This is a genomic window from Pseudomonas sp. GW823-FHT06B06 (genome assembly GCF_058795195.1).
In genome coordinates this window covers 1-13,601 of the sequence record NZ_JBXAHO010000038.1, presented here as the reverse complement: position 1 = coordinate 13,601, position 13,601 = coordinate 1, and the positions used below count along the sequence as shown (strand labels likewise).

11 protein-coding genes are annotated in these 13,601 nt (G+C 60.4%); 4 read left to right on the top strand and 7 right to left on the bottom strand.

Annotated features, from left to right (window positions below; genetic code table 11):
• The first annotated feature begins 301 nt into the window (after window positions 1-301).
• Complete coding sequence (locus AC1Q8Q_RS25905; RefSeq protein WP_042955948.1) at window positions 302-2,134, top strand: sigma-54-dependent Fis family transcriptional regulator; 1,833 nt, start codon at window positions 302-304, stop codon at window positions 2,132-2,134.
• Window positions 2,135-2,363: 229 nt separating this feature from the next.
• Here AC1Q8Q_RS25905 and cysS read toward each other — a convergent pair whose 3' ends face one another.
• Window positions 2,364-3,746 (bottom strand): cysteine--tRNA ligase, encoded by a 1,383-nt coding sequence (gene cysS / locus AC1Q8Q_RS25900; RefSeq protein WP_020801184.1) that lies wholly within the window; start codon window positions 3,744-3,746, stop codon window positions 2,364-2,366.
• 14 nt (window positions 3,747-3,760) lie between these two features.
• Window positions 3,761-5,458, bottom strand: a complete 1,698-nt coding sequence (locus AC1Q8Q_RS25895) for a glutamine--tRNA ligase/YqeY domain fusion protein (RefSeq protein ID WP_492615701.1) — start codon at window positions 5,456-5,458, stop codon at window positions 3,761-3,763.
• 251 nt (window positions 5,459-5,709) lie between these two features.
• Here AC1Q8Q_RS25895 and AC1Q8Q_RS25890 point away from each other — a divergent pair, with 251 nt between their 5' ends.
• Both AC1Q8Q_RS25890 and lpxH read left to right on the top strand, forming a co-directional pair.
• Window positions 5,710-6,213, top strand: coding sequence for a peptidylprolyl isomerase (locus tag AC1Q8Q_RS25890; RefSeq protein WP_492615700.1), 504 nt, complete (start codon window positions 5,710-5,712; stop codon window positions 6,211-6,213).
• Entirely contained in the window at window positions 6,210-6,938 is a 729-nt protein-coding gene (gene lpxH, locus AC1Q8Q_RS25885) for a UDP-2,3-diacylglucosamine diphosphatase (RefSeq protein ID WP_033045694.1), read from the top strand. Before AC1Q8Q_RS25890 ends, lpxH begins: the two co-directional genes overlap by 4 nt.
• Before the next feature lie 125 nt (window positions 6,939-7,063).
• On the opposite strand, the gene AC1Q8Q_RS25880 is transcribed toward lpxH, so the two are convergent.
• The 4 genes from AC1Q8Q_RS25880 to AC1Q8Q_RS25865 all read right to left on the bottom strand — a co-directional run bounded on the left by AC1Q8Q_RS25880 (window position 7,064) and on the right by AC1Q8Q_RS25865 (window position 11,919).
• Complete coding sequence (locus AC1Q8Q_RS25880) at window positions 7,064-8,593, bottom strand: DHA2 family efflux MFS transporter permease subunit (protein ID WP_020801188.1); 1,530 nt, start codon at window positions 8,591-8,593, stop codon at window positions 7,064-7,066.
• 168 nt (window positions 8,594-8,761) lie between these two features.
• Window positions 8,762-9,964 carry an HlyD family secretion protein gene (locus AC1Q8Q_RS25875; RefSeq protein ID WP_454866153.1) on the bottom strand — a complete coding sequence of 401 codons (1,203 nt, stop codon included), beginning with the start codon at window positions 9,962-9,964 and terminating at the stop codon, window positions 8,762-8,764.
• Window positions 9,965-9,979: 15 nt separating this feature from the next.
• Entirely contained in the window at window positions 9,980-11,449 is a 1,470-nt protein-coding gene (locus AC1Q8Q_RS25870; RefSeq protein WP_492615699.1) for an efflux transporter outer membrane subunit, read from the bottom strand.
• Window positions 11,446-11,919 (bottom strand): MarR family winged helix-turn-helix transcriptional regulator, encoded by a 474-nt coding sequence (locus AC1Q8Q_RS25865; RefSeq protein WP_020801191.1) that lies wholly within the window; start codon window positions 11,917-11,919, stop codon window positions 11,446-11,448. The genes AC1Q8Q_RS25870 and AC1Q8Q_RS25865 overlap by 4 nt, the downstream gene beginning before the upstream one ends.
• Before the next feature lie 245 nt (window positions 11,920-12,164).
• On the opposite strand from AC1Q8Q_RS25865, the gene zapE reads away from it, so the two are divergent.
• The gene (gene zapE / locus AC1Q8Q_RS25860; RefSeq protein ID WP_492615698.1) at window positions 12,165-13,295 is read left to right on the top strand and encodes a cell division protein ZapE; all 1,131 of its coding nucleotides are present in this window, start codon (window positions 12,165-12,167) and stop codon (window positions 13,293-13,295) included.
• 69 nt (window positions 13,296-13,364) lie between these two features.
• On the opposite strand, the gene AC1Q8Q_RS25855 is transcribed toward zapE, so the two are convergent.
• A partial coding sequence (locus tag AC1Q8Q_RS25855; RefSeq protein ID WP_492615697.1) for a hypothetical protein occupies window positions 13,365-13,601 on the bottom strand: 237 nt, incomplete at its 5' end.

The following is a 13,601-nucleotide window of genomic DNA, read 5'->3' as shown; positions in this document are numbered from 1 at the left end:
AAAAATACAAGTGGTTGATTTGGCTCTGAATCCTTAAAAGTGACTACCTGGTCACGTTCATTGCTGAACACAAATGAACAATCGGGACTGAACAACTGAACAGTTCAACGATTGACAATGAACATTAGTGAACAACAATCTACACACTGTTCACGCCCCCTGTAGGAGCTGCCGCAGGCTGCGATCTTTTGATTTTGCTGTTCAAAATCAAGATCAACAGATCGCAGCCTGCGGCAGCTCCTACAGGGGATAGCATGTGCCTATAACAACAATAAAAATGCTGATTCAGAGACTGACTGCCATGGTCACATCCGCCTCGCCGCTGACCCACGACGCCATCATCCAGGACTCCTGGAAACGTTGTCGCGCCTTCGGCCTCAACCATCAGAGCACCCCGGCCTTCGATCAACTGCCCGCCGAAGGCATCAAGCAATTGCTGGAGAGCCAGCATTCCCTGGTGCAGACCACCCATCAGGAAGTCCTGCCGTACTACGAAAACATCCTCAGTAACTCCAACTGCCTGATCATGCTCGCCGACAATCAGGGCCAGGTGCTGACATCCTGGGGCACCCAACGGTTTATCGAACCGAGCCTGACCCGTGGCTTCAGCGCTGGTGCCAGCTGGATGGAGCGCTGCAGCGGGACCAATGCGATCGGTACCGCGCTGGCTTGCGAACAGGCGGTGCACATCGAGCACGATGAGCACTTTCTCAAGGCCAACCGCTTCATGACCGGCTCCGCCGCGCCGATTTTCGATGCCGAGCGCAAGGTCATCGCCGTGCTGGATGTGTCCAGCGACAGCTACCTGCCGCCCTCCCATACCCTGGGCATGGTCAAGATGATGAGCCAGACCGTGGAAAACCGGCTGATTCTCAACCTGTTCCACGGCCAGCATTTTCAACTGACGTTTAACACCGGCCTGAACAATCTCGACAGCCAGTGGGCCGGGTTGCTGATCTTCGATGAGAGTGGCCAGGTGCTGTCCGCCAATCGTCGCGCCGACAACCTGCTGGGCGTGAGCTTGTCGCGGGTCAGTGTCGAGAGTCTGTTCAAGGTTTCCTTGCTGGAGCTGCTGAATCAACCCGAGGGCCTGCCCTTCTCGCTCCAGACCTGCGGGCGCAATCGATTCCAGTGCCTGTTGAAGCGGCCAAAGATGGCACCTGTTCAAGCGCGGGTGTTCACCGAACCCAGCGTCACGGCGCCCGCCGCCATCAGCCTCAACACCCTGCATTTTGGCGACAGCCGCGTGGAAAAAGCCGTGCGCCAGGCCGAGCGCCTGCTGGAAAAGGACATTCCGTTGTTGATTCATGGCGAAACCGGGGTCGGCAAGGAAGTGTTCGTCAAAGCCCTGCATCAGGCCAGCTCGCGCAACAAACAGGCGTTCATCGCCGTGAACTGTGCGGCCATTCCCGCCGAACTGGTGGAGTCTGAGCTGTTCGGCTATGAAAAAGGCGCATTCACCGGCGCCAACCAGAAAGGCAGCATCGGCCTGATCCGCAAGGCCGACAAAGGCACGCTGTTCCTCGATGAGATCGGCGACATGCCGCTGCCGACCCAGGCGCGCTTGCTGCGTGTGCTGCAGGAGCGTTGTGTGCAACCGGTGGGCAGCAGCGAGTTGTTCCCGGTGGACATTCGCATCATTTCGGCGACCAACCGTTCGTTGCGCGAGCAGGTACAACTGGGGCGCTTTCGCGAGGACTTGTACTACCGCATCGGTGGCCTGACCCTGGAACTACCGCCATTAAGGGAGCGCAGTGATAAAGAGGCGCTGTTCAAACGCTTGTGGGAACAGCATCGTGAACCGAGCCAGTGGGCCGGGTTGAGCCGCGAAGTGCTGGAGTTGTTCAGCCGTCATCCGTGGCCGGGGAATTTAAGGCAAGTCAGCAGCGTGATGCAGGTGGCCCTGGCCATGGCCGAGGAACAACCGGTACGGCCGGAGCATTTGCCGGATGATTTTTTTGTCGATCTGGAGATGGAGCCAGTGGAGACGCCAGAGCCGTTGGCGGTGGATCTTGATGATGCCGAGGATTTGAACCGGCAGTTGCAGGCAGTTGGGGGGAATATTTCGCATCTGGCACGGCGGTTGGGGGTAAGTCGCAATACCCTTTACAAGCGATTGCGCCAGGCGGAGTAATTCGCAATCCACCCTGGCAGTGCTCGGCTTGAGACCTTCGCGAGCAGGCTCGCTCCCACAGAGGATCTGCCTCGCACACAAAACTCAAACATCACAAAAATTGATCGTTCCCACGCGCCGCAAAGGAATGCCTCAACGGACGCTCTGCGTTCGGCTTTTGATTTGGGACGCGGAGCGTCCCGGGCTGCATTCCCACGCAGAGCGTGGGAACGATCATCCGGTGCAGCAATCAGTCAGCCAGACGCCAGGTCGTGCCGCCCTTGCCGTCTTCCAGCACCACGCCCATGGCAGTGAGCTGGTCGCGGATACGGTCGGATTCGGCCCAGTCCTTGCCGGCACGCGCCGCCAGGCGCGCAGCAATCAGCGCTTCGACTTCAGCTGCATCCACACGCCCTTCGGCGCCGGCTTGCAGGAAGTCATCGGCTTCAAGCTGCAACACGCCCAACACGCTGGCCAGTTCTTTCAAACGCGCAGCCAGGCCGGCCGCTGCGTTCAGATCGCTCTCGCGCAGGCGGTTGATCTCGCGCACCATCTCGAACAGCACCGCACAGGCTTCCGGCGTGCCGAAGTCGTCGTTCATCACCTGGGTGAAACGCTCGACGAAGGCTTCGCCACCGGCCGGCGCCACGCTCGGCAGGCCTTTCAACGCGTGGTAGAAACGCTCCAGGGCGCCCTTGGCGTCCTTGAGGTTGTCTTCCGAATAGTTGATGGCACTGCGGTAGTGGCTCGACACCAACAGGTAACGTACGACTTCCGGGTGGTACTTATCGAGCACGTCGCGAATGGTGAAGAAGTTGTTCAAGGACTTGGACATCTTCTCGCCATTGATGCGGATCATGCCGCAATGCATCCACGCGTTGGCGTAGGTCTTGCCGGTGGCCGCTTCGCTCTGGGCGATTTCGTTTTCGTGGTGCGGAAATTCCAGGTCGCTGCCGCCGCCATGAATGTCGAAGGTTTCGCCCAGGCAGCAGGTGGACATCACCGAGCACTCGATGTGCCAGCCCGGACGCCCGGCGCCCCACGGCGATTCCCAGCTCGGCTCGCCCGGCTTGGCGGCTTTCCACAGCACGAAGTCCAGCGGGTCCTGCTTGGACTCGTCGACTTCGATGCGTGCGCCGATGCGCAAGTCTTCGATTTTCTTGCGCGACAGCTTGCCGTAGCCCATGAACTTGCCGACGCGGTAGTACACGTCGCCATTGCCCGGGGCGTAGGCGTACCCCTTGTCGATCAGGGTCTGGATCATCGCGTGCATGCCCGGGATGTGATCCGTGGCACGCGGCTCCATGTCCGGCTTCTTGATGTTCAGGCGCGCTTCGTCTTCGTGCATCGCCGCGATCATGCGCTCGGTCAACGCTTCGAACGACTCGCCGTTCTCGTTGGCCCGATTGATGATCTTGTCGTCAATGTCGGTGATGTTGCGCACATAAGTCAGGTCGTAGCCGCTAAAACGCAACCAGCGGGTCACCAGGTCAAAGGCGACCATGCTACGGCCGTGGCCGAGGTGGCAGTAGTCGTACACGGTCATGCCGCACACGTACATGCGCACCTTGTTGCCATCAAGCGGCTTGAAGACTTCTTTGCTCTTGGTGAGCGTGTTGTAGATCGTAAGCACGTTATTTCCTTGAATCACTGGCCCCACGAATCACGCAGGGTCACGGTACGGTTGAACACCGGATGACCGGGTTTCGAGTCCTTGATATCCGCGACGAAGTAACCTTCGCGCTCGAACTGGAAACGGTCTTCCGGCTGTGCGTTGCCAAGCGAAGGCTCGGCACGACAACCGGTGAGTACCTGCAGCGAGTCAGGGTTGATGTTGTCCAGGAAACTGGCGCTGTCTTCGGCCTTCTCCGGGTTGGGAGAACGGAACAGGCGATCGTACAGGCGCACTTCGCACTCGACGCTGGCAGCGGCCGGCACCCAGTGCACAACGCCCTTGACCTTGCGGCCCTCAGGGTTCTTGCCCAGGGTGTCCGGATCGTACGAGCAACGCAGTTCGACGATGTTGCCATCGGCGTCCTTGATCGCTTCGTCGGCACGGATCACGTAGCTGCCGCGCAGGCGCACTTCGCCGTTCGGCTCCAGGCGCTTGTAGCCTTTTGGCGGCTCTTCCATGAAGTCTTCACGGTCGATGTAGAGCTCACGGGCGAATGGCAGGACGCGCACACCCATGTCTTCTTTAGGGTGGCATGCCAGTTCAAGTTTCTCGACCTGGCCTTCCGGGTAGTTGGTGATCACGACTTTCAGCGGACGCAGCACGCACATGGCACGCGGGGCACTGTGGTCGAGGTCGTCACGGATGCTGAATTCGAGCATGCCGAAATCGACCACGCCGTCGGAACGGTTGGTGCCGATCATTTCGCAGAAGTTGCGAATCGATTTTGGTGTGTAGCCTCGGCGACGGAAGCCCGACAGCGTGGACATGCGTGGATCGTCCCAACCGTTGACGTGCTTTTCATCGACCAGCTGCTTGAGCTTGCGCTTGCTGGTGATGGTGTAGTTCAGGTTCAGGCGGCTGAATTCGTACTGGCGCGGCTTGGCCGGCACCGGCAGGTTCTCCAGGAACCACTCGTACAGCGGACGATGGCTTTCGAATTCCAGGGTGCAGATCGAGTGGGTAATGCCTTCGATGGCGTCCGACTGACCGTGGGTGAAGTCGTAGTTGGGGTAGATGCACCACTTGTCGCCGGTCTGGTGGTGATGAGCGTGGCGGATGCGGTACATGATCGGGTCGCGCAGGTTCATGTTCGGCGAAGCCATGTCGATCTTGGCACGCAGCACGCGTGCGCCGTCCGGGAATTCACCGGCCTTCATGCGGGCGAACAGGTCCAGGTTCTCTTCGACGCTGCGGTCGCGGAACGGGCTGTTCTTGCCTGGCTCGGTCAGGGTGCCACGGTATTCCTTGGCCTGTTCAGGGGTCAGGTCGTCGACATAGGCATTGCCGGACTTGATCAGCTCCACCGCCCAGTCGTGCAACTGGTCGAAATATTGCGAGGCGTAGCGCACTTCGCCGGACCATTCGAAGCCCAGCCATTTGACGTCGCTTTCGATCGCGTCGATGTATTCCTGGTCTTCCTTGGCCGGGTTGGTGTCGTCGAAACGCAGGTGCGTGACGCCGCCGAACTCCTGGGCCAGGCCGAAGTTCACACAGATCGACTTGGCGTGGCCGATGTGCAGGTAGCCGTTGGGTTCAGGCGGGAAACGGGTAACGATTTGCGTGTGCTTGCCCGAGTCCAGGTCTGCCTGGATGATCGGCCGCAGGAAGTTGACCGGCACGGCAGGGCCGGTCTTGGCATTCGAGGTAGGGTCGACAGTGGGCTTGCTCATAGGATCCTTGAACGTACAAGTGCGTGGCCGTAATGAAGGCCGGACAAAACAAAGCCGCTATCATAGCCGATGCCGTCAAGTACCTGACAGAGCGCGCTCTGTAAACCGTCGCATTTAATAGGCTGTAAATGAAAAAACAGCCTCGAAATTCGTGCCTGTCACGCTAAACTGCGCACCTTGGCCAGCGCTGGCCAAACCGGTTGGGGGCCGTACTGCCCCGAAACCCACGAATTCCTTAAAGAGTAGCGATCATGACTCAAGTCAAACTGACCACCAACCACGGCGACATCGTCCTGGACCTGAACGCCGAGAAATCCCCGATCACCGTGGCCAACTTCATCGAGTACGTTAAAGCCGGTCACTACGAAAACACGGTTTTCCACCGTGTCATCGGTAACTTCATGATCCAGGGCGGCGGTTTCGAGCCTGGCATGAAAGAAAAGAAAGACAAGCGCCCAAGCATCCAGAACGAAGCCGACAACGGTCTTTCCAACGACAAGTACACCGTCGCCATGGCCCGCACCATGGAGCCGCATTCGGCTTCCGCGCAGTTCTTCATCAACGTGGCTGACAACAGCTTCCTCAACCACAGCGGCAAGAACGTGCAGGGCTGGGGCTACGCGGTATTCGGTAAAGTGACCGCCGGCACCGACGTCGTCGACAAGATCAAAGGCGTGGCCACCACTTCCAAGGCCGGCCACCAGGACGTACCGGCAGACGATGTGATCATCGAGAAAGCCGAGATCATTGAGTGATACTGCTGATTTCAGACTTGCATCTGGAAGAGGAGCGCCCGGACATTACCCGGGCGTTTCTGGATTTACTCGCCGGGCGCGCCCGCTCGGCGAGCGCACTGTACATTCTGGGCGACTTTTTCGAGGCGTGGATTGGCGATGACGCCATGACCCCTTTCCAGCGTTCCATCTGCCAGGCCCTGCGCGAATTGAGCGACAGCGGCACGGCCATTTTCCTGATGCACGGCAATCGCGATTTCATGCTGGGCAAGGCGTTCTGCAAACAGGCCGGCTGCACCCTGCTCAAAGATCCGAGTGTCGTGCAGTTCAACGGCGAACCCGTGCTGCTGATGCACGGCGACAGCCTCTGCACCCGCGACGAAGGCTACATGAAGCTGCGGCGCTACCTGCGCAACCCGATCACCCTGTTCATCTTGCGGCATCTGCCGTTAAGCACCCGGCATAAGCTGGCACGCAAGCTGCGCAGTGAAAGCCGGGCGCAGACGCGCATGAAGGCCAATGACATTGTCGATGTCACGCCCGAAGAGATTCCACGGATCATGCAGCAATATGGCGTGAAAACCTTGATCCACGGGCATACCCATCGTCCGGCCATTCACAAGTTGCAGATCGGCGATCTGGCAGCCAGGCGTATCGTGCTGGGGGATTGGGATAAACAGGGTTGGGCGTTGCAGGTCGACGACAGCGGGTTTGCCCTGGCACCGTTTGATTTCCCCTCTTCTTGAGTTGATCGTTCCCACGCTCTGCGTGGGAATGCAGCCCGGGACGCTCCGCGTCCCTTCCAGAGCCGAACGCGGAGCGTCCGTTGAGGCATTCCCACGCAGAGCGTGGGAACGATCTGTCCGCTACATCAATGGCCGGATGCTTCAGGCCCAGCCTTCGCCGCAAACGGCGGTTTCGCCAGCCATACGATCAGGATCAACCCCATGAACGCCCACCCCAGTAACGTGAAGTAGTCCACGGTGGAGAGCATGTACGCCTGGCTGGTCAACACGTGGTCGAGCTGCGCATACGCCGGGTTGCTCGCACCACCCAGTGCATGCAGGGCCTCGCGGGTTGCGGGCTCGTAGGTGCTGATGCTTTCGCTCATGTACGCATGGTGCTGGTCCGCACGGCGAATCCAGATCCAGGTGGTCAACGACGCGGCAAAGCTGCCGCCCAAGGTCCGCAGGAACGTCGCCAGCCCCGCGCCGTCCGCGATCTGGCTCGGCGGCAGGTCCGACATCAGGATGCTCAGGGTCGGCATGAAGAACAACGCCACGCCAATGCCCATGAACAACTGCACCAGGGCGATGTGCTGGAAGTCCACTTCGCTGGTAAAGCCGGCACGCATGAAACAGCTCAAGCCAATCGCCAGGAATGCCAGGCCTGCCAACAAGCGCAGGTCGAACTTGTGCGCGTATTTGCCGACAAACGGCGACATCAGGACCGGCAGGATGCCAATTGGCGCCACCGCCAGGCCGGCCCAGGTTGCCGTATAACCCATCTGGGTTTGCAACCATTGCGGCAGGATCAGGTTGATCCCGAAGAAACCGGCGTACCCCAACACCAGCACCAGGGTGCCGATGCGGAAGTTGCGGTGGGCGAACAGGCGCAGGTTGACCACCGGGTGTTGGTCGGTCATTTCCCAGATCACGAACACCGCCAGCGCAATCACCGAAATGGCCGCACCGATGAGAATGAAGCTCGATTCGAACCAGTCCAGGTCATTGCCCTTGTCGAGGATCACCTGCAACGCCCCGACGCCGATGACCAGGGTGATCAAACCGACGTAATCCATCGGCTGATGGCTGGTCACCACCGGCCGCGCCTTGAGCTGCGAACGCACGACCATGACCGCGAAGATCCCGATCGGCACGTTGATGAAGAAGATCCACGGCCAACTGTAACTGTCGGTGATCCAGCCGCCGAGGATAGGCCCTGCAATCGGCGCGACCACCGTGACCATCGCCAGCAGCGCCAGGGCCATGCCGCGCCTGGCGGGCGGATAAACGGCGATCAGCAGCGTCTGGGTCATCGGGTACAACGGTCCCGCCACCAGGCCTTGCAGCACCCGAAAGCCGATCAGCTCCGGCATCGATGTGGAAATACCGCAGAGAAATGAGGCCAGCACAAACAGGACGGTCGCCCACAGGAACAGCTTCACCTCGCCGAACCGCCGGCTCAGCCAGCCGGTCAGCGGCAACGCGATGGCGTTGCTCACCGCGAAAGACGTGATGACCCAGGTGCCCTGCTCCGAACTCACCCCCAGGTTGCCGGAAATGGTCGGCAGCGCCACGTTGGCGATCGTGGTGTCGAGCACCTGCATGAAGGTCGCCAGCGACAGGCCGATGGTGCTCAGCACCAGGCTGGGGGGCGTGAATGACGCGTTATTGCTCATCGCGAATCCTTTGATACTCGGCTGACGCCGCTAACCCTGTGGGAGCGAGCCTGCTCGCGAAGCGGTATCCCATCCAACACTAATGTTGACTGACCGGACGCTATCCTCGGAACGCCGCCCGGAGCAGACTCGCTCCCACAGGGGTTGGTGTGATGGCAGATTGGCGAGTCAGCGACGCGCGGTCTTGCTCACCGCGGCGCTGTTGTCGTGGATCAATTGCGTGATCATCGCATCGGCCTCGGTCAACTGGCGGTCATAGATGGCGGTGCTGAACGAAGCCTTTTGCGGCGGCTGCTGCGCCAGCACCGGGCCGCTCTGGTCACGCAGGTTCACATCGACCACGGTCGACAGGCCAACGCGCAGGGGATGCTCGGCCAGCTCCTGGGCGTTGATATGAATCCGCACCGGCACCCGCTGCACGATCTTGATCCAGTTGCCAGTGGCGTTCTGCGCCGGCAGCAAGGCAAACGCGCTGCCCGTGCCAGCGCCAAGGCTGTCGATGTTGCCGCTGTATTTCACGCTGCTGCCGTAGAGATCGGTTTCGATCTCCACCGGCTGGCCGATACGCATGTCGCGCAGCTGGGTTTCCTTGAAGTTGGCGTCGATCCACAATTGATCCAGCGGGATCACCGCCATCAGCGCCTCCCCCGGCTGCACGCGCTGCCCCAGTTGCACGCTGCGCTTGGCCACATAGCCGGTGACCGGCGCGATCAGGGTGCTTCGGGCGTTGTTGAGGTAGGCCTGACGCAATTGCGCAGCGGCGGCCATCACGTCCGGGTGCGATGAAACCACCGTGTCATCGACCAGTGCGGCGGTGGTCTTGAGCTTTTGTTGGGCGGTGGCCAAGGCGTTTTGCGCCGAGGTCAGGTCATCACGGGCGTGGGACAGTTCCTCTTGGGAAATCGCCCCGCCGACGGCAAGATTTTTCCGTCGGTTAAAGTTGTCCTGGGCTTTTTGCACCTCAGCTTGCTGGGCGTTGACCTGGGCTTTCATGCCGTCGACGTCGCTGTACAGACCGCGAACCTGACGAACAGTCCGGGCCAGATTGGCCTGGGCGCTTTGCAGACCGACTTCGGCGTCGTTCGGGTCGAAGTTCACCAGCACCTGGCCTTCGTGGACCAGGTCGCCATCGTCGGCGCCGATACTGACGACGGTACCGGTAACCAGCGGGGTGATTTCCACCACGTTGCCATTCACATAGGCATCGTCGGTGCTTTCGCTCCAGCGTCCGTAAAATTCGTGATAGGCCCAGACGCCTGCGCTGCCCAGCGCGACCACCACCGCCAGGGCCAGCAGCATGAACTTGCGCTTGCCCGAATCGGGATTGGCCGGGGTGTTTTCAGTGGTTGGCGTTGTATTGGCAGTGGCCATGACAAATTCCTTGAATTATTGGGTCAGCGTGGCTGGCGCGGTATTGGCCGAGGCCATGGCCTCTGGCTGGAAACCGCCGCCCAGCGTCTGTATCAGCTGGATCGACAGGTCGATCTGCTCGGCATTCAGGTTGGCCAATTGGCGCTGGGCCTGGAGCAACTGCTGCTCAATACTGAGCACGTCCAGATAGTTACCGATGCCGGAACCGTAGCGCTGGACCACGGTGTTGTAAGATTCCTGGGCGATGTCGGTGGCGTGTTGCTGGGCCGCGATCTGGCGACCGATGTCACGCAACTGATTGATGCTGTCGCTGACGTCGCCCAGCGCCCTGACCAGGATTTTGTTGTACTGCGCCACCGCCAGGTCGTAGTCGGCGTCGCGGGAATCGAGGTCGGCGCGCAGTCGACCACCGTCGAAAATCGGTACGGAAATCGTCGGTGCGACATTGAAGAAGCGGCTGGCCGAACCAAACATCGCATCGCCCAGCAATGATTCGGCACCGGCCGCGGCGCTGAGGTTCAAGTTTGGATAGAACTGGGTTTTGCCAGCATCGATATTCTTGCTCGCCGCCTCGACCCGCCAGCGCGCAGCCACCAGGTCCGGACGACGTCCGAGCAGTTCGGCTGGCAGCACCGACGGCAGGGCCACGGCACCCGGCTTGAGAATGTTCGGTCGAGCGACTTCGTTGCCGCGATCCGGGCCTTTGCCAAGCAGCACGGCCAGCGCGATTCTGGCGCTTTGCAGGCGCTTCTCGGCATCGATCAAATTGGCTTCGGAGGTGGCTTCCAGGCTTTCGGTCTGCTGGAACTGATACTGGCTGTCGATCCCCGAACTCAGGCGGCGCTGGCTCAGATCAAGCATTTGCCGGGTACGCTTGAGGTCTTCGGCGGACAGGTCATGGACGATGTGCGCCTGCCCCAGGTCGCTGTAGGCGCGGGCCACGTCAGCGGACAAAGTCAACTGCGCGGCTTGCTGGTCGACCTCGGCGGCACGGGCCTGCCCCAGCGCCGCTTCCCAGGCATCACGCTGACCGCCCCAGAGGTCAAAGTTGTAATTGAAGATGGCGCTGATGTTGCGCACCGTGGAGTAATTGCCACCCTGCCCCAGCGGGTCCTGGTCCCGGGCCAGACGCGAACGGCTGACGCCGGCGCTGGCATCCAGTGTCGGCATCCGCGCGGCGTCGGCGGCATAGGCCGCGGCGCTGGCCTGATGGGCGCGGGCGTCGGCGATCTGCATGTCGGGGCTGTCGCGCAGGGCTTCGCGGATCAGACCGTCGAGCTGCGGATCGCCGAGACTTTTCCACCAGTCGCTTTTCGGCCAGGCCGCCGGCGACAGCGTCACGCCGCTGAGGGATTGCCCCGCCTTGAGGTTTTTTGCATCAAGGCTGACACCTTCGGTGGTCAGGCCACTGTAACTGGCGCAACCGGCCAGGCCCATGGCCAACAGAAGCAGGCTGACGCCGGTGCGCAAGGTTTTCACGTTCATTGGTCACCTAACCGCTGCAGGGTGATCGAGTCACCGGCCGCTACCAGGATTTTCTTGAGAATGGATTCCAGGGTTTTCAGTTCTTCCGGCGTGATGGCTCCGGCCAGTTCATTCATGGCTTCGGTGCCGATGCCCGGCAGAAGATCGGCGAGTTTCTGGCCCTCGTCGGTCAGCACTAGCTGAATCTGCCGACGGTCTGCCTCGGAGCGCTGGCGGGCGAGGAAACCTTTCTGTTCCAGGCGATCGAGCATGCGCGTCATCGAACCGCTGTCCAGGGACAGGTACCGGCACAGCTCACCCGGCGAATCGACGCCGAACTGGGCCATGATGATCAGCACCTTGAACTGCGCCGCGGTGATGCCGTGGGGTTCCATGTGCGTATCGATGATCCGGTCCTTCAGCAACGCAGCGCGCCCGAGCAGGAGGCCGAGGTGGCAATTATGGAAATCGTCTGGCGTGAAATGCTTCATCTGAATACCGATTAGCTGCCTAGGCAGTGAATGTATGTCGAGATATTACTGCCTAGGCAGCCAATGTCAACGTAATAGTTAGGTTGCTTAGTAATTAGTTGACCAATGGCGTTGGTTATTGAGCGACCGTTTATCGACGTCATCGTCCGCAAACCGACGACACAACTGGAAGCAAAACTACCCAACTGGTTAAGCTATGCCGCCGCGGCTCAAGGAGCCTGACTGAAGATCACGGGGACACCACAGTGGCCGCTCGACCACCCAAGCATTCGCGACTCACACCGCGCTGGCCGGCGCTGCGCAGCCTCTTTGGCAAGGTAGCGACCGGGCCTGACCGCCACTGCATGCATGCGAGGGTCATTCATGACCACTTTCATCGCCAGGCCTGTTCCCAGGGCTATACCCTTAGCCATAGCCAGCAACGGGTCATCGACTGCATGGCGCAGCACGCATCAAAACTGTTGGGTACGCCAGGCAAGACACTGCCCGGGCTTTACCTGCACGGTGCAGTTGGCCGTGGCAAGAGCTGGCTGCTAGACGGGTTCTTCCAGGCGATCCCCCTTGCCCAGAAGCAGCGCCTGCACTTCCACGTTTTTTTTGCCCGCCTGCACGAGGGCATGTTCAGCCATCGCGACCAACCGGATGCGCTGGCGACCACGCTGGATGAGTTACTGAGCGATTGTCGGGTGCTGTGTTTCGACGAGTTTCACGTCCACGACATCGGCGATGCGATGCTCATCTCGCGACTGTTCAAGGCGCTGTTCCACAGGGGGATCCTGCTGCTGCTCACCTCCAATTACCCGCCTGAAGGCCTGCTGCCCAATCCGCTTTACCATGCACGCTTCAAGCCCGTGATCGACCTGATCAATGCGCGCATGCACGTCATGGAAGTCGGCGGGCCCCACGACTATCGCAGCCAGGCCAGAACCCATGCGCACCAGCTGTTCACCCAGGGCCGATACGTCTGGCCCGCCACACTGGCGCAACGCCAGGCATCGAACCTGCCGGCGCCGAACGGACCGGCCATTGCCCTGGCCGTCGGCACTCGCCATCTATCGGCCCGCTTCTGCAAAGGACGCGCCGTCGGTTTTACTTTCAGCGACCTGTGCGACCACCCCACAGCGGTCATGGATTACCTGGAGCTGTGTCGCCGCTTCGATCACTGGATCATCGACGAACTGCCCGACCTCGCCGACTGCTCGATTGCCGCGCAGCAGCGATTCATCAACCTGGTCGACGTCTTGTATGACCAGGACAAGCACCTGACATTGCTCGGCCAGCGCTCCCTGCGCGACAGCCTGGGCGGTGACGCTATAGACCTGGCGCGCACGCGTAGTCGGTTGGGGCAATTGGTGGAGGTAAGGGAGGGGGTTTGAGTTGGGGCAACTTGCTGCGGGGTTGAAGAAAAAGATCGCAGCCTGCGGTAGCTCCACAGGGGAATGCGTTCACCTGAAATCAGGTCGGCCGCCTCGCTTTCGCGTTTGATCTTGATCTGGCTTTTGATTTTCTTGCCCCCCATCGGAGCCTCTACCAACTTTGGTCCATGCCGGGTCGAAGCTTGTGGGAGATTGTTTTCTGAGTACATATCCGTTGCTGCGGTAACGCCCACTTATGGTTTCGCTCTTACAGCGACTCCCTTTTTCAAACGCCAAAAAGGAAGCAAAAGGCTTTGCCCCACCACT